The sequence below is a fragment of the Richelia sinica FACHB-800 genome (assembly GCF_014698825.1).
Lineage (GTDB): Bacteria > Cyanobacteriota > Cyanobacteriia > Cyanobacteriales > Nostocaceae > FACHB-800.
The window spans coordinates 1-24,073 of record NZ_JACJTT010000034.1; the positions used below are offsets into that span (position 1 = coordinate 1).

Consider the following 24,073-nt stretch of genomic DNA (forward strand, 5'->3'; position numbering starts at 1 on the left):
CAAGGACGTTCTGTTATTGACTTTTTTGACCAAGCTATCAAAGCAATGGTTAACCCTGCTGTGCAGACTCCTTCTTTAATTCCTCACATTTAGACCTGAATCCTTACAGATAAACACAAGGGTAAAATCTACTGTCATTCCCAACTAAATCAAGGCACAGAATTTGTCGTTGAACTACCCATTCATCAGATCAAAACTACCAAACCCCTAATTAAGGTTAAAGAAACAAATTAGTCAATTTTCGTAGGACATACTTTCATCTAGGGCTTGATAGAGAAAATTGAGAAAGGGCGTAATTTAACGCCCCTTTAATTTTCTTGATGGATTTCTTCGACAATACATGACTAACAGAATAAATAAACTCAAGCCTGTTAAATACTTGATTTCATCAGGCACCATTGGATTAGGGGAGAAAAATCCCTCAATAATACCAGCAATTACCAACAAAGGTATAATCCCAAATACCAATTTTACTGCAAGAGAACCAGATAACTTTAGGGCATCCCAACGGCGATATTGACCAGGAAATAAAATTGCTTTAGCAATCACAAAACCTGCACCACCCGCAAAAAAGATAGCAGGTAATTCCAGTGCACCGTGGGGAAAGACAAATGCCCAAAATGGATAAGCAAGATTATTTTGCCCCACCAAAGTACCAATGGCACCAATTAATAAGCCATTAAATACCATTAAATAAGCAGTATATAAACCGGCACTAATTCCCCCCGTCACAGCACCAAAGGAAACAGAAATATTATTAATCATAATATTAGTTGATGCCAAAGGCTCTATCCCCACAATTGAACCCATCCATAACTTACCTTCATCTCTGACTTGAGAAATTAACTGGTCTGGGACTATTAACGTTAAAAAACCGGGGTCTTGCCATGCGTACCACCAAGCTACTAAGGCACTAAATAAAAATAAAGCTGTAGCAATAAAAATATAAATAAATGTTTTCTGGACAACAGATGGAAATCCCCATAAATAAAAATCTACAACTGCTTGCCATTCTTGCCGTCGAGAACCTTGATATATCTGAGTATAGGCACGAGTAGTTAAGGATTGTAAACTTTGAGTTAAAGTCTGACCAGCTTTTTGTGTACGGGCCCTAGCCAAATCTGCGGCTACGGATCGATACAAGCTGGCTAATTCGCGAATTTCTCCAGCCCGGAGAGATTTTAATCCCTTGGTTTCTAGCTTCTTTAACAAAGAATCTAAACGTTGCCAGTTTACTTCTTTTCGTCCTATCCAACGTTGAATATTCATAAAGTTTGAGAATAATAAGTTGAACTTAGATTAAGATAGCGTGAAAAGCAGTATTTTAATTTCCAAAAGCGTTTATTTTACGCCTATGTCTAAAAATTTTGGTTCACCTAACTCTATGCAGCCCCTGAATGTAGGTAATGTGGTGAGTGCTGGATTGAGATTATATAGGTCTCATCTCAAAGAATATATTTTATTAGCCTTAAAGGCTCATTTTTGGTTACTAGTTCCCTTTTATGGTTGGGCTAAGTTTTACGCACTATCAGCATTAATTGCTCGGTTATCCTTTGGCGAATTGGTTAATCAACCTGAACCTGTAGAATCAGGAGAAAGATTTGTTAATTATCGAATTGGCAAGTTTTTTACGTTATTGTTTCTCCTATTTGGAGCCAGTTTAGCCATAATGATAGGCTTAGTAGCTTTATTGTTTGTAGCTAATTTCGCTATAGGGGCTATCTTTGGTACACTAGCATTTCAGTTACAGAATATTGGATTGATACTAATGACGATTTTGGCTTATATCGTCGTCAATTTAGTAATTTTCTTGGCTTTATTTTGGATATTTACGCGATTCTATTTGGTGGATTTACCTCTAGCTATTGAAGAAAATGTCAATGCTAGTTCTAGCATTAGTAGAAGTTGGGAACTAACTAAAGGTAATGTTTGGCGACTGATGCTAATTTCCTTTGTTGCTGGATTAATAACCCTGCCTTTACAAATTCTGGTACAGATTGTTAGCGCAATTCTTCAATATTTATTTGCATATATATTTTCAGAAAATTCATTGCTCATGAACTTACTGGTTGCTGTATTTCTCATTGCTCTCTCTTTTGGTGCAGGGGCGTTAATACTACCATTTTGGCAAACAATTAAAGCTGTGATTTACTTTGATCTACGCACTCGTCGTGAGGGTTTGGGTTTACAGTTACGCGATCGCGAGATTTGAACTATGCACTTATTCAACCGTGTTAAATTCCGCACACCTGAAAGCGTTGAACTAGAGTTTACCCTGGCTGGTATTGGCAGTCGTGCCTTAGCTTTAGTCATTGATTATCAAATTTTAGCACTCCTACTCGTCCTATTTATCTTCATCTGGCTCTTTATTTCCGAGCAATTAATGGATGTAGGAGTAGAATTTTTTGGAGCCTATTTTGGTTTATGGTTAACAGCCATATCTTTACTCATTTTAGCGAGTATTTACGCAGGTTACTTTGTTTTTTTTGAAACTATTTGGCATGGACAAACACCTGGTAAACGGATCGCTAAAATTCGAGTAATTCGTGATGATGGCAGACCCATAAGTTTACCACAAGCTGCCCTGAGAGCTTTACTTCGTCCTATAGATGAAATATTATTTATTGGCGCTTTTTTAATTATTTTTAATCAGGCAGAAAAACGGCTGGGTGACTTGGCAGCAGGAACTATTGTCATTCAAGCTGACACAGGGAATAAAAACACTAATTTAGTCATTTCTGAAGGCGGAAAATCATTTTATTCACAGCTATCACAAATGGCAGATTTATCACAGTTATTACCTGATGATTTTGCCATTATTCGTGAATATTTACTTCGGCGTAACGGCATGTCTAACAAATCAAAGGCATCCCTATCATTAAAATTATCTCAACAAGTACAATCAATTATTGGCTTAGAAACTTTACCAGCAGACATATCTGCTGATGTGTTTTTAGAAGCTGTGTATTTAGCTTATCAACAATCAGAATTGTACTAAAACATCATTTTCATTTTCGTGCTTGAATCACCTGTAAACTGCCTCCGGCATACAACTTAGGTGCAGGTACACTAAAGCCGACTTGGGTCAACAACTGTGGTAAATCTGTTTTTAACAATTGCCAAGCTGTTTCTGTTTCAAATAACCAAAAAAACATCGCCACACCAGGCCAAAATATGGGATTGGTTGGGGGATGAAAATCTACTAAAGTAAATAATCCACCAGGTTTTAACACGCGATAAACCTCTTGAAGGATTTGCCATATTTGTTCAGGCTGCATTTCATGTAAGGCTGCGCTGGTATGGACAACATCAAACTGGTGATCTGCAAAGGGCATATTTTCAGCAAAAGCTTCTACATAGGTAGCATTAGACACATTACTCCTAGCACGCTGGAGAGAACGAGGGGAAGCATCCAACCCTGTAACATTTGGTGACAGCTTCAGTAAAAATTCCGTTGCTTGACCACTCCCACAACATAAATCTAGAATTTGACTACCTGAGTCAATTGTTAAGCCTTGCAAAGCCAATTGCCGGAATCGAGCCTCACCCCCGACGCTTAAAGCCGCTAAACGGGAGATGCCATCGTAAAGCCATTGATAACGGTAGCTTAAGTCTCTTAAAATTGTTGCCATTGAATCTTTCCTGAGTGTTAAGCTTTATATTTAATAAAGATATATTGTTAACATTAGTAAAAAAACTGTAAGGATTGGGGGAAAGTGACTGCTATGGGTCGTGTAGGCGTTTTATTACTCAATCTCGGTGGCCCGGATAAGTTAGAGGATGTAGGGCCGTTTCTGTATAACTTGTTTTCTGATCCAGAAATTATTCGCCTACCATTTCGCTGGTTACAGAAACCCCTAGCGTGGTTTATTGCTGTCCGCAGAACTGGGAAGTCCCAAGAAAACTATAAGCAAATTGGCGGCGGTTCACCACTGCGACGGATTACAGAAGCACAAGGAAAGGCACTGCAAGAGCAGCTGACAGCGTTGGGACAAGAGGCTAATATTTACGTAGGAATGCGTTATTGGCATCCTTATACAGAGGAAGCGATCGCTCAACTTACCACAGATACCCTGGATAAGCTGGTCATTCTTCCACTCTACCCCCAATTCTCTATTAGTACCAGTGGTTCGAGCTTCCGGCTATTAGAAAAACTGTGGCAAGAAGACCCCAAACTGCAACGCATAGATTACACCGTCATTCCTTCTTGGTACAAGCAACCAAACTACCTGCGGGCTATGGCGGAACTCATTGCCCAAGAAATTGATCAATTTCCAAATCCTGATCAAGTCCACATCTTCTTTAGCGCCCACGGTGTACCGAAAAGTTATGTAGAAGAAGCCGGCGACCCCTACCAACAGGAAATTGAGGAATGCACCTATTTAATTATGCAGACCCTCAAACGCCCCAATGACCACACTTTAGCTTATCAAAGCCGTGTCGGCCCAGTAGAATGGCTGCAACCATACACAGAAGACGCACTGCAAGAACTAGGCGCTAAGGGTGTAAAAGACTTGGTAGTAGTTCCCATTAGCTTTGTTTCTGAACACATTGAAACATTGCAAGAAATAGACATTGAATATCGAGAAATCGCAGAAGAAGCGGGAATTCATAATTTTAAGCGTGTTCCTGCACCTAACACCCATCCCTTGTTTATTCAAGCATTAGCAGATTTGGTAATTGATGCCCTAGAAGAACCAAATCTCAAACTTTCCCAAGTCACCCAAATGAAGAAAAAGGTGAAAATGTATCCTCCAGAAGCTTGGGAATGGGGTATGACCACCAGTGCGGAAGTTTGGAACGGCCGTATTGCTATGCTTGGTTTTATTGCCTTGATTATTGAATTAATTACCGGTCAAGGTTTATTACATCTTGTGGGACTTCTGTAAATCCTGTCTATCTTCAAGGGAGGATGCGTCCCTTGGCGCATCATCAAATCTTGACATCAGCCCTGTCAAATCTCACCATGGTGGGTGTGAAATTTGAGTTTTGGGATTGAGTATCCATGTCAACTGACCCTTCCAGTCCTTCCCCCTGGCGATTTATTCCCACACTATATTTTGGCGAAGGAGTTCCCAATGTCATTATTAGTACAGTAGCTGTAGTTCTTTATAAAAAGCTGGGAATAGATAACAACCAAATTACCGCCTGGACTAGCTTTCTGTATCTTCCTTGGGTATTGAAAATGTTTTGGGGGCCATTGGTGGATATTTACGCCACCAAAAGAACATGGATACTCACAACTCAATTTGCTATGTGTTGCTGCTTGAGTTTAGTGGCTTTATCCCTACAACTACCAAACTTCTTTTTTATCTCTTTAGCTGCATTCACTTTAGGAGCATTTGTTTCTGCTACCTATGACATTGCCACAGACGGTTTCTACATGCTTGCCCTGAATTCAGAACAGCAGGCTTTTTTTGTAGGTATTCGTTCCTTATTCTATCGTTTGGCGATGTTGTTTGGCAGTGGATTTTTATTAGTTTTAGCTGGTTATTTAGAAAATAAATTAAATTATCATACTGCCCTGAGTTGGAGTATGACTATCGGGTTTGCAGCACTGATATTTGCTATTTTATTTATTTATCATCGCTTTACTTTACCCTTTCCTGAATCTCAAAAAACTAATAAATTGCCTCCAGCAGCAACATCAATTCCCTTTTGGCAAATCATTAAAACATATTTCCAGCAAGGAAAAATTGGCGCTATTCTAGCATTTATCTTGCTTTATCGATTTGGGGAAGCAATGCTGCTCAAAGTTGCGGCATTATTTCTAGTGGATGAAGTTGCTCAGGGAGGATTAGGTTTATCTACAGATGAATTTGGCTTAGTTTACGGAACCTATGGAGTTTTATCATTAATCATTGGTGGGATTTTAGGTGGAGTATTAATTGCCCGCTATGGGTTAAGAAAATGTTTATTACCGATGGCATTGGCTTTAAATCTGCCTAATATTTTTTATGTATATTTAGCTTATTATAAACCCGGACTCTTATTAATATATCCTTTAGTTTCCTTAGAACAATTTGGTTATGGTTTGGGATTTACTGCCTTTAGTGTCTATTTAATGTACATTTGCCAAGGCGAATATAAAACTTCTCATTATGCCATTTCCACTGGTTTGATGGCCTTGGGATTGATGTTGCCGGGAGCAATTAGCGGTACTATTCAAAAATCTCTAGGATATCCTTTATTTTTTGTTTTGGTTTGTTTATTGACTATTCCAGGGATAATTACTATATTTTTTATACCTTTAGCAGAGGAAAAATTGGATAAGTGACCAATTTCAATGCTAATAAAAATAATTTTTTGATTGCTGAAAAAATAATTAACTTTTCAGGTAGAGCATGAGCTACGTTTTAGGTATAGATGGTGGTGGGACAAAAACTGTATGTATTTTAATGGATGAGAATCGTCAAGTTGTGGGACGTGGTGAAGCAGGTGCATCTAATTATCAAACTATTGGCATATCTAATACTATTAATTCCATTAATTTAGCAATTCAAAGAGCAATCGCCGAGAGAAAAGATTTAACTATTATCGGTGCTTGTTTAGGGTTGGCTGGTGTCAGTCGTCCTAGAGATATCGAAGTAATTAAAGATTTATTAATGGATTTACAGTTTTACCAAAACTTGCCTTTAAATTGGCAATTAAAACTAGATAGTATTGTCATTTGTAATGATGCTTTTATTGCTTTAGTTGGCGGTCTTGGTCACGGAACAGGAATTGTAGCTATATCTGGCACAGGTTCAATTATTTTTGGTCGTAATCATCTTGGTGAAACAAAACGTGTGGGTGGCTGGGGTCATATTTTAGGGGATGAAGGTAGCGCCTATCAAATCGCAGTTTCAGGGATGCAAGCGGCATTAAAATCCTATGATGGTAGAGAAATTTCAACTAGTTTAGTTGCTGGTTTTCAAGAACATTTAGGATTGGCAAATATAGAAGATTTAATTGAAGTTGTCTATCGTCGTGGGTGGGGAGTGAAAGAAATAGCCGCTTTAGCTGCAATTGTCGATTCGGCAGCAGTTAATGGTGATGCTATAGCTAATCGCATTATTGAGGATGCTGTGCAAGATTTAGTCAAGGCAACATCGACTGTAATTGAGGCAATTTTTCACGATAATGAAGGCTGTGAAATCGTTACATCTGGGGGTGTATGGCAAGGTAAAGCCAATATGCAAGGCAAATTTGCAGGATTAATTGGGGAAAAGTTTCCGCAAGTGCAAGTGATTTCTCCCAAGTATGAACCTGCTTATGGTGCAGCTTTATTGGCTTTAGAAAATATTCGCTGTTGTTAGTGGTGTATTCAAGAGTTTATCCTTCCAGCGGGTATTATTTGGAGTTGATGGCTAAAAAACGAAATGAGTTACTTTCGGTTGTTGAACCTCAAGGTGGTGTGGGAAAGCGGTTGAGTTTGTTTTGAGTGGGGAATTATACTAATAATGATAGCGATCGTCTATGGTAATGGGGTGATCGCATAGTATGACTATAATGGGTTTCAGGATATAATCAGTATAGTGATATAAAAATTCAAGCAATTAGGCTAATATTAATCACATGATATAAGGAAATTATTCAATCATTTGGAACTAACAACATCTGCGCCTCAATATTTGCCCAAAGTTTGGGTGACACACGAATAGATGCTTGTTTACACTGAATGAGCAAGTTATTTGCGTAAAGATAATTTTCAAGAGATTCGACCTCCGACTCAGATAGGTTAATCATATCTGGTGTAAGATTAAAAACATTGAATAAAATTTGTTGAATACGCTGAATAAATGTTCGATAAGCTGCCTGTGCTTGTTTTTTATCAGGTATGTTAGTTTTCAGTGTATTAAGTTCACAAATTAACATAGTAAAATTAACGTTATTAAATATTTTTAATTCTTCAAGTTTGCGAATGTAATTAATAACTTGAGTAATGTCGTTTGTACTGGTAATAGTTATAGCATTCTCAATAGAGATAGAGATAGAGTAGGTATTAGCAATAGAGATAGCGTAGGGGTTGGTACTGATGATAGCTATGGCAACTGCACGTTTCCCAACTGGTTTATAATCACCTTGAGAGCCTACTGTGACTTCTTCCGCCCAAGTCAATAAAGCTGTTAATTTTGGGGTATTGATATATTTTTGTAGTTCCTTTTCCATCCACAGTAACAAATCATCCGCACCACCCCGCATTACCCCAGCAACTAATAAAAATTTCTCTTTCCAGCGTTTATGCGTCAGATGTTCATTAACTAATTTTTCAACTAGGCGATGATCATCAATATATTGTGCTGTTAAATATTCCTGTAGCGTCAAATGAGAAAATGAAAATACATCTTCTGCACGTCTTACTAAAATTCCTTGTTTGCTAACAATAGCATTTAAAACCGCTTCACCATCTAAATCCTCTGGTGCATTTAAATTACTTGATAAGAAGTTCTTAATTTGTTCAACAATTTCCTGTTGGGAGAAAAACAGCCGATTAGACACAAAACCTGTATAGGCAATTTCTGATAATAATACTTCTTCTAAATCTGTATACAGTCCTTGATAAATTTCATCCCGTAAAATTCGCTTTTCTGAAGCCCATTCTTCTAACAATATCCGCAATGCTTTTCTACATAACACACTGCGATTATTAGGAAAATTTTGGGAACGTTCATATACTAAACAGAGAAAAGTCAGTAATAAAGGTGTATGTGCCAACTCTTTTGCAGCTTCATTTTCTGGCTTTTGTAGTAATTCCCAACATTTATTACTTGTTTGTGCTTGTTTATCATCTTCTTGATGAAACCAGTTATTAATAAATTGTTGAATTTGCTCATCATCAAAATCAGTCATAGCCACATCAGTAAACCGGCGGAAATTATGACGATAAGCTGCTGTTCGACAGGAAACTATAAACCGATTTTTATCATATTTGTCAACAAAATTTTGAATTTTATTAATTGTCGTAGTTAAGTTTTGACTAGGGACTTCATCCAAACCATCCAATAAAATTAATAATTTACCTTGTTCTAAAACTTTAGCTGTAAATTTTTCTGGAACTGGACAGTTACAAGTACGAAATTCTTCAATAATAAATTTTTCAATATTAATTTCGCTAGATGTAAACCTTTTTAATTCAATAAAAACCGGAATACAATCATGTTTAAATTCTCCTTCTTTTCCTTTGAGTGCTTCCAGTCCCATTTTTCGTAAAAAGGTAGACTTACCCGTACCTGGTTCACCAAGCACCATCAAATATTGTTTTTCGTTAACAACTTGAATTCCTGGCAGTTTTTTACGCCCTTGAGAATTGAACCTCCGTCTTTTTGCTTCACGATATGATCTTTCCAATGTCTCAATAGATGGAAAACTACGAATAGCTTCATCATTTAGAAATTGTACTGCTGTATAAACAGATTCACACTTAACAGGTTCACGCATTCCCAGAACTTTAAGAATACCGTATCTTTCTTCGTAGTAAAGCTTGATGTATTCTCGTATCTCTGGTGTTATCAGATAGTCAATATTATTGGTAATGGTAATTTCATTTTTTAGCTTTCTCAGTTTGTCATTCAGTTCATGATTTATAACAAAAGGATTTATCAGGTCAAAAGCATCAAAACCTGATTGAACATCCGCTTCAATTATTTGTAAAATAATCTCTTTCAAAGTATCAAATTCAAAATCAGCTATTTTAGTCAAAATATACTCTTTAACCAGAGGGAGAACATTGTAACATCCATTCTGTTGATTAACCAAAGACAGTTTCTCTAAAGCTACCAAACCATCTTCTGTATCTAATTTTGACAAGTTTGCTATTTTTCCTAAAAATTCACGATTATTTTTATAAGTAGATATACAGATACAAATTAACAAAGTATAAGCTGCTTTTTCTTTAATTAAAGACAGAGCATTTTCAAAGCAGAATCTGGCAATGTCACCCTGTGCATTACCAAGCCTATGGAAAACATTTTGTATTTCATAACCGTATGCAACTTGAGAAACACTCCAGACTACTGCTAACGGTACACCTCCTGTACGTTTGAAAAGTAGTTCTGCTTCTCCTTGACTTATTTGTACCTTCTTCTTGTCACTTTCTTGTCTTATTAAAAAGAATGTCTCATCCTTACTCATACCAGTTAATCGAATCGCCGCAGCAATATCAATCCGATGACGAGTAGTTACAATACATTTAGTTGGAGGTGGTAGTTCCCGTATAAATGTATAAACTCGTTCATCATCTATTGTTTCTAAATTATCAATAATTAAGAGCGTTCTTTGATGACTTAATTCACGATTGACAAGAGTATTTTGATTATCAAATTGACAATCAGTGATATTATCTTTTTCCAGACAAATTGCAATAGCAGTATAAATATCGTGGATACTTTGGTTAACTTGCGGTCGTGATTTAATACCATCTGCTGTTAGTATAGCCGATTTAGCTGATATCCATATAATTGCTTCAAATCCCTCACCTTTAGGGAGTTTTTCAAATTCATTTAGATAGTAGTGGGCAATTTCAAGTGCTAATGCTGATTTACCAATTCCACCTACACCGTCTATAACAATAGCCCAAACTCGATCCTTTGGATGTAAAAGCTTTTGTAAAGAGGCTAGTTCTTCTTTACGACCTACAAAATTTGTATAATCAGGCTGTGGCAAATTATGCAATACTTTTTTGCTATTTACTCTAGCAGGTGAGGGAACAGAAAGAATTTCTCTCTTTAAGGCTGAAACTTCCGTTGGATCTGCAACAACTACATCTTGACCAACTCTAATTAGTACAGTTCCTTTTCTAAAGGTCAAACCACGAGTGGGTAAATCACTATCAAGTTTAATTACATCAGCCGCAGGAGGAATTTCTATAACTAAAATGTTTATGTTTTCCTTATATAATATTAACTCCAACTTAATATCTGGAGGTGAAGGGCTGCATACACGTCTCAATCTTCTTAAAGTAGTATTTCGCAAATCTTCAAGTTTGAATACATTATCAATATAGGATACATCGTATAGTTGACGTGGTTGATTGGATGTTTCTTTTTTATCATCAACACCAAATATCAAATATGCCGATTCACCTGCATACCCTAAATTTCCATTCGACAATGAAATTAAATCTTTTAAGAATTCTCCCCAACCCTTTTCATCTAATTCATTAGTACCAGAATACCACTCACTCTTAAACTCAAGCTTTGGATTTTCTTGTTGTTCAATTTTCTCTTTTAGTTTGTTTTTTTCCATACAAATTTATTAATTATTAATTAGTGTGAAGTATAGCTTTTTCTCTTTTTTAAAGTAGGTAATAGCGCACCATCCCCTCAAGCGGGGATGGTTGGGGAGGGGTTTATTCAATGTGTTGGTTGCTTTGGGAGAATTAGTATTATTTACTTTGCCAAAAGGCAACTACAGAGGGGTGTTATTATGTGCATCTTCAGAAAAAATTAGTATTACCTTTTGATTGGCAGTAATTTAATTGTTTTTCGGTTTGCTGAGTTGTTGTAATAATATTTGTGCGCCTAAAGCTAATAAACCAACGGCTACAAGTCCAAAGACTCCAGCACCTAAAGCGACTACACCGACAACTAGAGTTCTGACGGCTGAGGCTATTTTAAATACGATTTCGTTATCGGTATGGATGGGTTTAGCAGCAAAGGTAGTAGCGATCGCTATCATTAAGGAATAGGCAGCATAGGCTAATCCCCCGGAAATGACTGACCCCGTTAAACACCGGAATGGACTAGTGGTTACATCTGTGGGCGTTGTGGTGGTTGGTGTTAATTTTGGTTCGTTCATAAATTCGGTTTGGGGTGTAGGTACTTCAGGCAGCTAGATTAATCCCATGGGCAATTGTCTTGGTTACAAACAATTCTAAATCGGGATTGGGAATGGCTGTTCTAATTTGCTGTTTCACTACTTCGGCTTGTTCTGGAGATTCAACAATGGCGAAGACGGAAGGGCCAGAACCAGACATCATACTTGCTAAAACGCCTGGTTGTTGAGCGAATAATTCTCGCAGTTCCACTACTTGGGGATATGCTGGCAATACGACTTTTTCTAAATCATTATGTAATTTACTAGCGATCGCTACTGTATCTTGATGTGATATCGCTTTGACTATTTCCCCAGAATGGACAGCGTGGGCACGGGACGCAAAACCATCACTATCTCGAATGTAGGAACTACCAAATTCTTGTCGATAGGTTTTGTAAGCCCAAGGGGTGGAAACTTCTAAACTTCGATATTTACCTAAGACTAAATTGATGTTCTCTAAACCAGGGAGGGGGGCTAGTTTTTCACCCCGACCAGTAGCTATGGCTGTGCCTCCCCCAATACAAAAGGGGACATCGGAACCGAGAGTTGCCCCTAATTCCTCTAGTTCTGGTTGGGTTAAACCCAGATTCCACAATAAGTTTATCCCAACTAAGACCGCTGCGGCGTTGGTGGAACCACCAGCTAAACCGGCGGCTACGGGAATGCGCTTTTTCACGGTGATATCTACGCCACCAAATTGACTATAAGCATCGGGAAACTGTTCTGCCATCAGTGCCGCAGCACGATAAACCAGGTTAGTTTTATCTGTAGGCACTTGGGGATGATCGCAATAGACGCGGATATAATCGGTGCTAGCAGCATGAATATCAATTTGGTCTGCGAGGCTGATGGTTTGCATGATCATCGCTAATTCATGATAACCATCGGGGCGATCGCCGATAATTTCTAGGTAGAGGTTGATTTTGGCTGGCGCAATTAAGCTATAAGAACGCATAACAAGGGGAAATTTTGCTAATCATCACCCACTACTATCTGATTACTCAGGGCCACCCATTGGGCAACGCTGAGGTCTTCAGCCCGTGCTTGGGGATTTATTTCTAATTGTTCCAGTAATTGAGTCAAGCGATCGCGTTCTATTACCGATTGCAAATTATTTCGTAACATTTTTCGTTTGGCCCCAAACCCTAATTTGACCAATCTCTCTAGTTTTTTGGGGTCATTGGCTGGTATTTCTATGGGTTGGGGAGTGAGGCGCACCACCGCTGAATCTACCTTGGGAGGGGGGTAAAATGCCCCTGCGGGGACGTGACAAATTAATTCACACTTGGCTAAATATTGCACCCGCACTGATAACGCCCCAAAATTTTTTGACCCTGGTTTGGCATAGAGTCTTTCTGCTACTTCTTTCTGAATCAGCAGGACGATGGAGGTGAATGGTTGGGGCTGAGGATGGGCAATGGTTCCCAACAACTTCTCAATGATGGGGCCAGTGATGTTGTAGGGAATATTGGCCACTACTTTGTTTGGTTGTTGAAAATTGGCAAAGGGTTGTAGCAGAGATGATAAATCCAGGGTGAGGAAATCCCCTTGCAGTAGTAAAAAGTTGTCGATATTACCAATCTTTTTCGCCAGGAGTGCACACAAGTCCCGGTCAATTTCCACCGCTACCAGGGACTGGACTAGGGGTAATAAGCGTCGGGTGAGAATGCCAGTACCAGGGCCAATTTCCAGAATGCGATCGCTTTCTGTACACTCAGCCGCTTTGACAATTGAGTTGAGAGCTTTTTCGCTTTTGAGCCAATGTTGAGCAAATTGCTTGCGCGGTCGAACCATTTATTTGCCAATGATATTGATATATCCAGAAGGATGAGGTAGATGTTTTATTATTGTCTACTATCACTCATTCTTTATAATAATTTTTTAGTTGGTTCTGATACTACATTGTTTTCTTTGCCAGGGGATAATATTTCCATAACGCCTCAATCAGGAATTAGTCTCTAGTTAAATACTAAAGATTAAAAACTCAACATTAATAACAAATTAGGTTTGTTCTGATGTCAAAGGTTTATACTACCCACGAGCTAATTCAAATTTTGGCAGCCGAACGCCAAGCTTGCTTAAAGGGAGAACGCCTAAAGTTAGAGGTGACAGTCTCTGGCAATCCACTCATAGACCAGTTTATTAAACCAGAGGGACTGCAAAAATTTACTGCCTATCAAGATTTTAAAGCCGCTATTCATCAATATCAGATAGATCATCATGTGTCTGGAATTGTCTGGAAAGAAGTCACAATTAAGGGACAAACTTTAAAATACCCAGAAATAGATGCTCATTTAATTGCCCTACCTGGTGATTTAGAGTTATTAAAGATAGCCAAACCAGCAATTTTAGATTTTTGGTCTGTCATCACTCTGAATATGGATTTATTTCTCAGTTTTAATCATGGCAAACAGTATCAACAAATTACTCCCGTTGATGTAGACAGAATCGCCCAAAGAACTGAATGGGCAACTTTATTAAAATGGGAAAATACTAACTTTTTAGAAATTGTTTTGCAATTGGGATGGGGCAAACCAGAAGAAGCTTGTTATCAAAGAGGTAGACCCCATTCTGGTAGCGAATTTATTCACGCGGTTAACCCTGGTAATTACCCTATTGGTTAATGAAGTAGTCTGATTTCACTCCAACAATTCTGAGGAAAACATTAAAGACAGGGTTTGAAATGATGGCATTAAAGTATTGACTTGCTCAGGAGTCAGGTATTCTTGGATTTCAAATCTGAGTAAATGTAGCATCTGCCGCACTAATTCCCATTCCACCTTTAATGTGGGATAAAGCATCACACATAAGGGAAATAATTCTTCTTGAATGGCAGAGATGTTGCCTTCTAAAGCGGATAACCAGAGGTAGACTTGGAACATCTCCACATCTCGCACACTGGAAGTTTTCACGATACTGTCATGTAAACTCCCAGACATAGAGGTGTAATTGGGAAATAGTTCAATCACTCTTTTGCAAATCTTCTTGGCAATTTTTGTGCTGACTGGTAATAGTTTCTGCACAGCCATAATTACAGGTGAATTATAATCATGTTTGGCTGCCGCTTCATAGGCACGCTGTAAAGGCATATACAAGTGGTCATCCACTACTTTAAAATAAGCACCAACCAGCGATCGCTCGTATGGATTTAACTCCTCTAACAGCATTTGCCCAGTGTAATGAAATTGCAAACTGACAAAACCAATGACTCTAGGGTCAGGAGTTGTATATTTCTTTCTAATAGCTCCTAAATCTGCACCAATCACTTTAGCAAGATGCACAGGTGCAATATTTTGAATATATGCTTCCAAAGCCTGGTCATAAACCAAATTTCTTTTCTCGGCTAATTGATTGACAGGAGAGAAAAAATCTGCGGTTTCTGATTGTGCATATACATCCAAGGCTTTTTGGTAAATTTTAAAAGAATCTGCGGCAATATCCCAAGGATTAATTACATTTGCATCGATGCGATGCAGTTTCACTTGTTCTGATAGGATAAATTCTGTTTTGCTCCAAGCCTTGGCACTGACAGTCCGCAAGGATGTCAAAATTTTCTGAGAGGTTTGTTTACGTCCTTCTGTTGATACTATCTCTGACCAATTAATCTGCTCAGGATTTTCTTGTTCTTCAGTATCCACCAGTAGGTTTTGTAAGTATTTCTTGGCCCACTCCTGTGCTAAAAATCCACCGCTTATTTCTTTTGCAACATCTGATAGCGAATCTGTATCGTTCACTGGATTTAAATCTTTGCCTAAGACTTGTCTAATGAGAAATATTATTTCTTGGTTTTGTACTAGTATTTAAATTATCTTAAATATTTTTAATATTATTTGCTACTGAGTCTAAAATTGAAAGATTTTGCCTTTGTATCTGCTGATAGATCACCATCAAAATCTGTTGACGGTTTATGTCAATTCAGGAGAAAACAGTAGTAACAAATATTTTTGACATTCCCATAGCGATCGCAAGGCACAATAGAGACAAATCAGCTGTCAGCCTTATGAGTTACTGCCTTAACCCCCAATGTCCTAAGCCAGAAAATCCTGATCATGTCAAGTTTTGCTTGACTTGTGGGACAAAATTATTGCTCAAAGAACGCTATCGGGCCATTAAACCGATAGGACAGGGTGGGTTTGGTAGAACTTTTCTCGCGGTGGATGAGGATAAACCCTCTAAACCACCTTGTGTGATTAAACAATTTTATCCCCAGGCCCAAGGGACTAACACTGTCCAAAAAGCGGTGGAGTTGTTTAACCAAGAGGCTATACAACTTGATGCGTTGGGTAAACATCCCCAAATTCCTGAATTGCTGGCTTATTGTACTCAAGATGACAGGCAATATCTTGTCCAAGAATTTATCGATGGTAAAAATTTAGCCCAGGAGTTAGGGCAAACAGGTGCTTTTGATGAAGGACAAATTCGCCAATTTCTCCAGGATTTATTAAATGTCTTGCAATTTTGTCACACTCGACAAGTGATTCACCGGGATATTAAACCTGAAAATATCATTCGTCGCAGCAGTGATGGCAAATTGGTGTTAGTAGACTTTGGTGCGGCTAAGTCTGCGAGTGGTACAGCCTTAAACCATACGGGTACAAGTATTGGTAGTCCTGAATATGTAGCCCCAGAACAAATGCGGGGGAGGGCAATTTTTGCCAGCGATATCTATAGTTTAGGGGTGACTTGCATTAATTTGTTAACGGGGCGATCGCCTTTTGATTCCTATGATACTCACAATGCGGCTTGGATTTGGCGAGAGTTCTTGCAAAAACCCGTTAGTCAGCAACTCAGTCGCATTATCGACAAAATGGTAGAAAGTATCCCCAGTCGTCGCTATCAAACTGTTGATCAGGTTCTCCAAGATTTGCATCTTCCACCTGCTATTACCAATTCACCAACGGTGGTAGTCTCACCTAGCACCCCCACACCACAACCGATTTTCATTCCTCAACCCTTAGGTCTAGACAAAGAATTAGACGAACTTAAAACCCAATTTACAGGGGGGAAGGTGCAACAGCAAAATCAGCCTTCTGCTGCACCAATTCCCAGTAACAACATCATTGATCAAGAATTGGAAGAATTAAAAGCTAAATACCTGGGTAATAGTTAAGCGGGTTGAACGTAGAGACATTACATGTATAGCTGGAGACAAGGGAAGGGAGACAAGGAGGAAAGGAATATCTTCTTTTTCCTCCCCCTCTCCTCTACTCCCTCTCTTTCTGTCACCTGTCACCTGTCACCTGTCACCTGCCATAACATCTCTACACATCAACCCATTTACTTATTTCCCTAAATAATTCTCCACAATTTCTAAAATTCGCTCAGATGCGTGACCATCTCCAAAGGGATTAATAGCATTGGCCATGGTGGCATAAGCTTGAGGATTGCTGAGTAATTCACTGGTTGCAGCTACGATATTCTCGGTTTTCGTTCCTACTAATTTGGCTGTACCTGCGGTCACTGCTTCTGGTCTTTCTGTGGTTTCTCGCAATACTAAAACTGGTTTACCTAAACTGGGTGCTTCTTCTTGCAATCCCCCCGAATCTGTTAATAATAAATGCGATCGCCCAATTGCCCCTACTAATTGGCCATAATCTAAGGGTTCCGTTAAGAAAATGCGGGGATGACTGCCTAACAGTTGTTGTAAAGGTTTCCGCACAGTTGGGTTACGGTGCATGGGTAATAACAAAGCTGTATCGGGAAATTTCTCTAAAATCTCTAAAAAACTTTGCGCGATCGCTTGTAACGGTTCTCCCCAATTCTCCCTTCTATGCACCGTCGCTAAAATCGTCCGGTAATCATGCCAATTTAAACCAGGAACATCACAAGCTGGGTTTTGTGCTGCCACATTCAACAGTGCGTCAATCACCGTATTTCCCGTCAGGTGAATTTCTCCCAACACCCCCGAACCGCGCAAATTCTCCACCGCTAAGGTAGTGGGGGCAAAATGCAACTGTGTTAACTGAGAAATTAATCGTCGATTTGCTTCCTCTGGGTAAGGATTAAATAAATCATCCGTTCTTAACCCAGCTTCCACATGACCAACAGGGATTTTTTGATAAAAAGCCGCTAAAGCCGCAGCAAAAGCCGTCGTTGTATCTCCCTGAACAATTACTAAATCTAACTTTTGTTCTGTAAATAAAGCTTCTAACCCTTGCAAACTCCGACAAGTAATGTCATTCAGAGATTGCTGAGGCTGCATAATCTCTAAATTTTTATCTGCTTGCAGGTTGAACAATTGCATTACCTGTTCAACCATTTCTCGATGCTGTCCCGTCAGAATCACCTGTAAATCCAAATTTCGAGACTGTTGGAAAACCTGAATGACTGGTGCTAGCTTAATCGCTTCTGGACGAGTGCCCAAAATAATACCAACTCGTTTTTGATAAGTCATTAGTTATTGGTCATTAGTCATTAGTCATTAGCTATTAGACAATCGACCACTCACAACTGACAACTGACCAAAATGAAAAACCCGGCATAACCGGGCAGATGTACTGTTTGTCGTGTTTTAGTTTGTGTTGATTATTTAATTTCACAAGTTAAAGGACAAGCTGCGTAGATAGTAGGGTTAGCTTTTTCTACTTCACCATGCAACCAGCTTAACCATTTCACCTGTTTGGGATGAATTCCCTTGGCAGTTAACACACCAGCAGTCATTAAAACTGCCATGACATTAAACAGTACCAATCCGCCCGCTACTAACAGCACGGCGCTCACAGGCATTACAGACTGTAAAACAATCGACAACAGGCATCCGACCGTAGCCATGAATACAACTAATGGAAAGCCGACAACCAACAAGCATACTGCCAATGTGAAAGTCCAAATTAAAAAGCTTTTCATCATTAACAAGGAGTAGGTCTTACCTAGATTAGAGCTTTGAGCCGAAACCATGACTTTTCCTCCTAAATAAATAGCAAAGTTAAATTTCAGTTGTAATCGCTGTTGGCGAGATAACTGAATTTATTCAGTGAAATTCAGTATATAAAAAGCTTTGGCAAAGATGAGCATTTGTTTATTAAACTTTACATTTAATTTCTGATGATTATGAATGTAAAGAACAGGGCAACGATATTTATGTAGGGAGCTTTTGACATCCATCGCTAGAAATAGGCTTGCTGGGATCAACTACTTATGATCGATCCCCGGAATCTAAGGTGGAGTTGGCTTAACATTTCTTATAATAAAAGCCATGTCTTCTCATAATTTTCTCAGCAAGCTGAAAATTGGATCTATTGGTGATTTTGCTGCTAGTTATGAGAGAGCGATTTTCATCTTTCCGGGTTCTTTCTCATTTAATTGCTCTGCCGCTTCGCAATATAAATATAAAGTATGAGTAAATACATATTTTTCATAGAATATTTACGGAGACTAGCCAGGGTAAATCTGTGTTAAACAAGTTTATAAGTAAGCAGGACACAGGAAACAGTGAACAGTCACAACTGGTTACTGATGTACTGGTAACTGATAACTGAATCACTGATAACTGCCCAATGTGAAGTGATATGACAGAACCACAATCTCGCAATCTACCACCAGTACCACCACCAATGCCTACGGCTGCTACACAGCGCCAAGCAACCCAAACATTAGATATGTCTACGCAACGGTCTGGTAGCGTTTCTGGCACACAGAACGCACCACCGCCACCACCAGCACCTGCGGCCAATCGTGTAGCTGCACCACCACCACCACCGACCCCCAAAACAACACCTACACCAACTACTCAACCATCCAGATTGACCTTAGCCCAGATTATTCAGGAAGCCTTTGATAACGGCTATTCTGACGTTCACCTGGGTATTGGTGAAACTCCCCGCTTCCGTAACCGCGGTGAAATTCAAATGACTGATTATCCAGTCACTGATAAAGAAACTTTTATGGGTTGGTTACGGGAGATTATGACCGATGGAGAAATTCAAAAATTCCAAGATAACTTAGAGTTTGACGGTGCAACACAATACGAATTTGCCCGTGTGCGGATTAACGTCTTTGATACTCTCAGAGGCTACGCAATGGTATTGCGGTTAATTCCCCTGAAAATTTTAACCATTGAGCAATTAAGATTACCCCCTGTATTCCGGGATATTTGTCATTACCACAAAGGGTTGATTTTGGTAACAGGCCCCACAGGTTCAGGTAAATCAACTACTATGGCGGCGATGATTGACTATATCAATCGGGAAATGCCTAAACATATTATTACTATTGAAGATCCCATTGAATTTGTTCACCAAAGTCGCAAGGCCTTGATTAAACAACGGGAAGTGGGTATGCACACCCGCAAGTTTGATAACGCCTTAAAAGCAGCTTTGCGGGAAGACCCAGACTTGATTCTGGTGGGGGAAATGCGGGATAAGGAAACGGTGAATACCGCCTTAAAAGCTGCCCAAACTGGTCACTTGGTGATGGGAACCTTGCACACCAATAGCGCGGTTAAGACTATTGAGCGGATTCTCAACTTGTACTCTGGGGAAGAACAGGACGCTATGCGTGTGGCTTTGGCTGAGTCCTTAGTTGCTGTTATTGCTCAAGGTTTATGTCGGACAACCGATGGTAAGCGGGCTGCTTTCCACGATATTCTAATTAACACCGATGCTGTGAAAGATTGGGTTAAAGATGGTAAGTATGATGAAATTGCGGAATTGATGAAGCAAGCCAGCTTTGACGGAATGGTGACAATGAATCAATCTTTACTGAATTTGTACCAAGAAGGACGTATTACAGAAGAAACAGCATTGGAAATGTCACCGACTCCGAACGAAATGGCCCAGTTCCTGAGAGGACGTGTTTAATCTGCCTACCCCTGTTTACACCTTAGCTCCCTGTAATCAAGTTGACGACAGATAAACTATCTAACCCACAGTTATTTAAAGGCATTGCTCTGTTTACGCCTGGAGGAGATTTAATTTATTGTCTCGACTTTAGTAAACAGGGACGATGGCATGTAAATTTGTGTGTGGCTTTGCAGGAAATCCTGGATTTACCAGAGCCACCACATTTTTTAATACCTTGTTACACTGCTACTATTGACCATTGGTTAGATCCGCGGACTCAAACGATACAAACTTTTGCTGAGGCTTATCCGGCAGTCATCCGTCATCAGGCATTTTTGAATGCGGTGTTTAATACGAGGGATTTAGTTTGGCAAACAGCACCTTGGCAAGAAGGTTTGTGCGATCGCATGGTGATGGCTAGTTATCGGTCGGCTTTTCCCCAATTGTGGGAAGACCATGATTTAGTTGTGCGTCTTGACCCAGGTAATAGCACACCACAATATCAGCCGCCGATTATCAATCAACCAGCCGCAGTTAATACCCAAGGCTATGTATTGCGCTTATTTGTAGCTGGTCATAGTAAGACCAATGAGCGCATGTTGAAGAACTTACACCAGTTGTTAGAGCGATCGCTTGGTTCTCCCTATACCCTGAAGGTGATCGATGTTCTCACCCACCCAGAACAAGCGGAAATAGACCAAGTTTCTGCCACTCCCACCTTAGTGAAAATTTGGCCCCATCCCATCCGTCGGATTGTGGGTGATTTAGATAATGTAGATAAAATGCTGCAAATGTTAGGGGCGAAAAAGCTGTAAAAGGGTTGCAGATAGTTTGCCTCACGCAGAGGCGCAAAGACGCAGAGAGTAAGGAAGAGTTTGGGCTAAGAAACTCAAAATTGATGTAATATAAATTCTGATATTGTTAGCAAGATAAAATAGGGTTATATATGTATTTGACTTGGTTGGATAACAACAGTTGGTTAATAGAAATTGGTGGACAAAGAATACTTCTTGACCCTTGGTTAATTGGTTCTTTAACTTTCAATAATTTAGATTGGTTATTTAAAGGTAATCGACTTAAAGACCAACCTATTCCTGACAATATAGATTTGATACTCCTATCTCAAGGATTGGAAGACCATGCTCATCCAGATACTCTCAAACAGTTAGATAAAAATATCCCTGTTGTTGCTTCTGTTAATGCCACTAAAGTTGTTGAAAAGTTAGGTTATCACCAAATTCATACTTTAGCTCATGGTGAGACATTTACTTTAAATAGTCAAGTGGAAATCAAAGCTTTACCGGGTTCTTCCCTTGGGCCAGGAGTAATTGAGAATGCTTATCTGCTTCAGGAATTAACTAGTAATTTCACTCTTTATTATGAACCTCATGGTTATCATTCACCTCAATTGCAACAACTGGCACCAATTGATGTGGTTGTGACACCAATTATTAACGTATGGTTACCATTATTAGGGTCAATTATTCAAGGTATGGATAGTACCTTAAAGATAGTCAAGTGGTTACAGCCCCAATACTTGTTACCAACAGCAGCAGGTGGAGATGTTGCTTTTGAAGGACTGCTCGTTAAATTGTTAAAACCTCAAGGTAGTGTAGAAGATTTTCAAGCTTTACTAGATAAGAATAATTTAAAAACTAAATTATTTACTCCCAAGCCTGGTGAGAAAATTTACCTACCAAAACAGTCAAATCAGGCAGTACAAATTTAAAATTAGTCTTGTTGCTGGGTTGATTTTAGTTAACAGCCAGGGGTTTTGTTGACATGAAAATGTATTATGTCACTTTAAATAATGCAGAAGAAGCAAGAACTATAGGTAGAAAATTACTTGCGGAAAAATTAGCCGTTTGTGTTAACTGGTATCCCATTACCTGTGCTTATATTTGGCAGGGGGAAATTAATGAAGAACCAGAAGTTGTTTTGATAATCAAAACTCAAGCTGGCTATGGTTCAGAAATTGAAAAGGTAATTCGTCAAAACATTAATTATACTAACTTTATTGCTGAAATTTCGCCTTCATCTATTAATCAGGGATTTCTCGATTGGTTAAATGCAGAAATTCCTGTAAAGAAATTGCAATCTACGATTTGATAATTTTTAGAAACTCTGTGGATGTGAAATATGGCAATTCTTAAATTAGAAAATGGTCAAACTTTAAGGAATGTGCATGACATTTCCCAAGAATTAGCGCCCCTAAATATTCAACTTAATCGCTGGAGTTTAGGAGACAATTTAGAGTTACATCATTTACTGGCACAAGATAGCCTAAATGAGGCAGAAAAAGAACAAGTTCTTCAAACTTTAGACCATTATTTTGAGGAACTACAACAAAGTGCAGGTTATCAATCTCGTGATTTAGTTGTTCTACATCCAGGAATACCTAATATTGATGAGTTAATGGCAAAGTTTGACCAAATTCACACCCATGCAGATGATGAAGTCCGCTATGTAATTGATGGGGAAGCAGTCTTTGGCTTTGTGCGTCCTGATGGTTCCCAAGTAGAACTGACCGTACAACCGGAAGAGTATATTAATGTTCCCGCAGGAACTGAACATTGGTTTTACCTGACTTCCGCAAAACGAATCAAAGCTGTGCGTTATTTCATCTCTACAGCAGGTTGGATACCTGAATATACGGGGAGAGAAATTCGCAGTCGTCAAACTTTATTAATATAGTAGGTGACAGGTGACAGTGCTAAAAGCCTTTGGTTATCTAAGTTTTAGTGTTAGTTAATTTCCTAACTGCTTTGCCCATTGCTATAAATTGATGATAGCCAATTACTAGAGAAAAAGTTTTGGTAAAAAAGAAGTGAAGAGAATTGTCTTTTGTGACTTTGATGGCACAATTACTATTGAAGAAACTTTTGTCGCTGTTTTAAAAAAGTTTGCACCAGAAATTTCCGCCAAGTTGCTGCCAGAAATGTATGCAAAAAGGCTGACATTGCGAGAGGGTGTTAAGGCAATTCTGCAATCAATTCCTTCTGCTAGCTATCCAGAAATATTAGAATTTACCAAACCGCAATTAATTCGTCCTGGTTTTCAAGAATTTATTGATTTTCTGCATACACAGCAAATTCCCTTAGTCATCATCTCTGGAGGACTGCGGGGCATGGTAGAAGTGGTTTTGGGTGAATTAGTACCAAAAATGGCGGGGATTTATGCTGTAGATGTAGATACAAGTGGTACTTATCTAAAAGTAAATTCTCAATATGAGGGAGGTACAGAATTACTAGCAAAGGTGCAGGTGATGGAGAAATACCATGCTGATGAAAAGATTGCTATTGGTGATTCTATTACTGATTTAAATATGGCGTTGCAAGCTGATTTAGTATTTGCGAAAAATCCTTTAGGCAAGTATTTAGCAGAATATCAAAAACCTTATATTTTTTGGGATAATTTTTTAGAAATACGTGACTATCTAGATAAATCATGGAATGATTAAAGGTGCGCTTACTCCGTGAGACAACACACCCTACATA

At 38.9% G+C, this 24,073-nt stretch carries 22 protein-coding genes; 13 read left to right on the top strand and 9 right to left on the bottom strand.

The annotated features are described in order from the left end of the window. Positions 1–297: 297 nt before the first annotated feature. Positions 298–1,269 (bottom strand): stage II sporulation protein M, encoded by a 972-nt coding sequence (locus H6G73_RS19030; RefSeq protein ID WP_190607339.1) that lies wholly within the window; start codon positions 1,267–1,269, stop codon positions 298–300. 85 nt (positions 1,270–1,354) lie between these two features. Between H6G73_RS19030 and H6G73_RS19035 the strand changes: the two genes are divergently transcribed. After that, positions 1,355–2,212: a glycerophosphoryl diester phosphodiesterase membrane domain-containing protein gene (locus tag H6G73_RS19035; RefSeq protein ID WP_190607341.1), complete on the top strand. Its 858-nt coding sequence runs from the start codon at positions 1,355–1,357 to the stop codon at positions 2,210–2,212. Between the two features lie 3 nt (positions 2,213–2,215). Continuing rightward, entirely contained in the window at positions 2,216–2,998 is a 783-nt protein-coding gene (locus tag H6G73_RS19040) for an RDD family protein (protein ID WP_190607343.1), read from the top strand. A gap of 10 nt (positions 2,999–3,008) precedes the next feature. On the opposite strand, the gene H6G73_RS19045 is transcribed toward H6G73_RS19040, so the two are convergent. Then, the gene (locus tag H6G73_RS19045) at positions 3,009–3,632 is read right to left on the bottom strand and encodes a class I SAM-dependent methyltransferase (RefSeq protein WP_190607344.1); all 624 of its coding nucleotides are present in this window, start codon (positions 3,630–3,632) and stop codon (positions 3,009–3,011) included. Between the two features lie 93 nt (positions 3,633–3,725). Here H6G73_RS19045 and hemH point away from each other — a divergent pair, with 93 nt between their 5' ends. From hemH to H6G73_RS19060, 3 genes are all read left to right on the top strand, one after another. Further along, positions 3,726–4,889, top strand: a complete 1,164-nt coding sequence (gene hemH / locus H6G73_RS19050; RefSeq protein ID WP_190607346.1) for a ferrochelatase — start codon at positions 3,726–3,728, stop codon at positions 4,887–4,889. Positions 4,890–5,005: 116 nt separating this feature from the next. Next, positions 5,006–6,277 (top strand): MFS transporter, encoded by a 1,272-nt coding sequence (locus tag H6G73_RS19055; RefSeq protein WP_190607348.1) that lies wholly within the window; start codon positions 5,006–5,008, stop codon positions 6,275–6,277. A 67-nt stretch (positions 6,278–6,344) separates the two neighbouring features. Beyond that, positions 6,345–7,298 carry an N-acetylglucosamine kinase gene (locus H6G73_RS19060; protein WP_190607350.1) on the top strand — a complete coding sequence of 318 codons (954 nt, stop codon included), beginning with the start codon at positions 6,345–6,347 and terminating at the stop codon, positions 7,296–7,298. Positions 7,299–7,575: 277 nt separating this feature from the next. Here H6G73_RS19060 and H6G73_RS19065 read toward each other — a convergent pair whose 3' ends face one another. The 4 genes from H6G73_RS19065 to rsmA form a co-directional block, all read right to left on the bottom strand. After that, positions 7,576–11,226 carry an NACHT domain-containing protein gene (locus H6G73_RS19065; RefSeq protein ID WP_190607351.1) on the bottom strand — a complete coding sequence of 1,217 codons (3,651 nt, stop codon included), beginning with the start codon at positions 11,224–11,226 and terminating at the stop codon, positions 7,576–7,578. Positions 11,227–11,454: 228 nt separating this feature from the next. Continuing rightward, positions 11,455–11,778: a DUF3082 domain-containing protein gene (locus H6G73_RS19070; protein ID WP_190607353.1), complete on the bottom strand. Its 324-nt coding sequence runs from the start codon at positions 11,776–11,778 to the stop codon at positions 11,455–11,457. A 25-nt stretch (positions 11,779–11,803) separates the two neighbouring features. Further along, positions 11,804–12,751, bottom strand: coding sequence for a 4-(cytidine 5'-diphospho)-2-C-methyl-D-erythritol kinase (gene ispE, locus H6G73_RS19075; RefSeq protein ID WP_190607354.1), 948 nt, complete (start codon positions 12,749–12,751; stop codon positions 11,804–11,806). A gap of 17 nt (positions 12,752–12,768) precedes the next feature. Then, entirely contained in the window at positions 12,769–13,590 is an 822-nt protein-coding gene (gene rsmA, locus H6G73_RS19080; protein WP_190607356.1) for a 16S rRNA (adenine(1518)-N(6)/adenine(1519)-N(6))-dimethyltransferase RsmA, read from the bottom strand. A 221-nt stretch (positions 13,591–13,811) separates the two neighbouring features. On the opposite strand from rsmA, the gene H6G73_RS19085 reads away from it, so the two are divergent. Then, on the top strand, positions 13,812–14,420 hold the full coding sequence (locus H6G73_RS19085) for a hypothetical protein (protein WP_190607357.1): 609 nt from the start codon (positions 13,812–13,814) through the stop codon (positions 14,418–14,420). 15 nt (positions 14,421–14,435) lie between these two features. Here H6G73_RS19085 and H6G73_RS19090 read toward each other — a convergent pair whose 3' ends face one another. Then, complete coding sequence (locus H6G73_RS19090) at positions 14,436–15,530, bottom strand: hypothetical protein (protein ID WP_244997434.1); 1,095 nt, start codon at positions 15,528–15,530, stop codon at positions 14,436–14,438. 266 nt (positions 15,531–15,796) lie between these two features. Between H6G73_RS19090 and H6G73_RS19095 the strand changes: the two genes are divergently transcribed. Then, complete coding sequence (locus H6G73_RS19095; RefSeq protein WP_190607359.1) at positions 15,797–16,906, top strand: serine/threonine-protein kinase; 1,110 nt, start codon at positions 15,797–15,799, stop codon at positions 16,904–16,906. A 171-nt stretch (positions 16,907–17,077) separates the two neighbouring features. Here the strand turns inward: H6G73_RS19095 and wecB are convergent, their stop codons facing one another. Next, the gene (gene wecB, locus H6G73_RS19100; protein ID WP_190607360.1) at positions 17,078–18,190 is read right to left on the bottom strand and encodes a non-hydrolyzing UDP-N-acetylglucosamine 2-epimerase; all 1,113 of its coding nucleotides are present in this window, start codon (positions 18,188–18,190) and stop codon (positions 17,078–17,080) included. 131 nt (positions 18,191–18,321) lie between these two features. Next, entirely contained in the window at positions 18,322–18,693 is a 372-nt protein-coding gene (locus tag H6G73_RS19105) for a hypothetical protein (RefSeq protein ID WP_190607361.1), read from the bottom strand. A gap of 611 nt (positions 18,694–19,304) precedes the next feature. Here H6G73_RS19105 and H6G73_RS19110 point away from each other — a divergent pair. The 6 genes from H6G73_RS19110 to H6G73_RS19135 all read left to right on the top strand — a co-directional run bounded on the left by H6G73_RS19110 (position 19,305) and on the right by H6G73_RS19135 (position 24,036). Next, positions 19,305–20,594 carry a type IV pilus twitching motility protein PilT gene (locus H6G73_RS19110; protein WP_190607363.1) on the top strand — a complete coding sequence of 430 codons (1,290 nt, stop codon included), beginning with the start codon at positions 19,305–19,307 and terminating at the stop codon, positions 20,592–20,594. A gap of 41 nt (positions 20,595–20,635) precedes the next feature. Further along, complete coding sequence (locus H6G73_RS19115; RefSeq protein WP_190607365.1) at positions 20,636–21,391, top strand: circadian clock KaiB family protein; 756 nt, start codon at positions 20,636–20,638, stop codon at positions 21,389–21,391. Positions 21,392–21,522: 131 nt separating this feature from the next. After that, positions 21,523–22,305 (top strand): MBL fold metallo-hydrolase, encoded by a 783-nt coding sequence (locus H6G73_RS19120; protein ID WP_190607366.1) that lies wholly within the window; start codon positions 21,523–21,525, stop codon positions 22,303–22,305. Between the two features lie 53 nt (positions 22,306–22,358). Then, positions 22,359–22,685: a divalent-cation tolerance protein CutA gene (cutA, locus tag H6G73_RS19125; protein WP_190607369.1), complete on the top strand. Its 327-nt coding sequence runs from the start codon at positions 22,359–22,361 to the stop codon at positions 22,683–22,685. A 30-nt stretch (positions 22,686–22,715) separates the two neighbouring features. Further along, the gene (locus H6G73_RS19130; protein ID WP_190607370.1) at positions 22,716–23,270 is read left to right on the top strand and encodes a 1,2-dihydroxy-3-keto-5-methylthiopentene dioxygenase; all 555 of its coding nucleotides are present in this window, start codon (positions 22,716–22,718) and stop codon (positions 23,268–23,270) included. A 133-nt stretch (positions 23,271–23,403) separates the two neighbouring features. Next, a complete protein-coding gene (locus H6G73_RS19135; protein WP_190607372.1) occupies positions 23,404–24,036 on the top strand; it encodes an HAD-IB family phosphatase in 633 nt (210 codons plus the stop codon). Positions 24,037–24,073 lie beyond the last annotated feature (37 nt).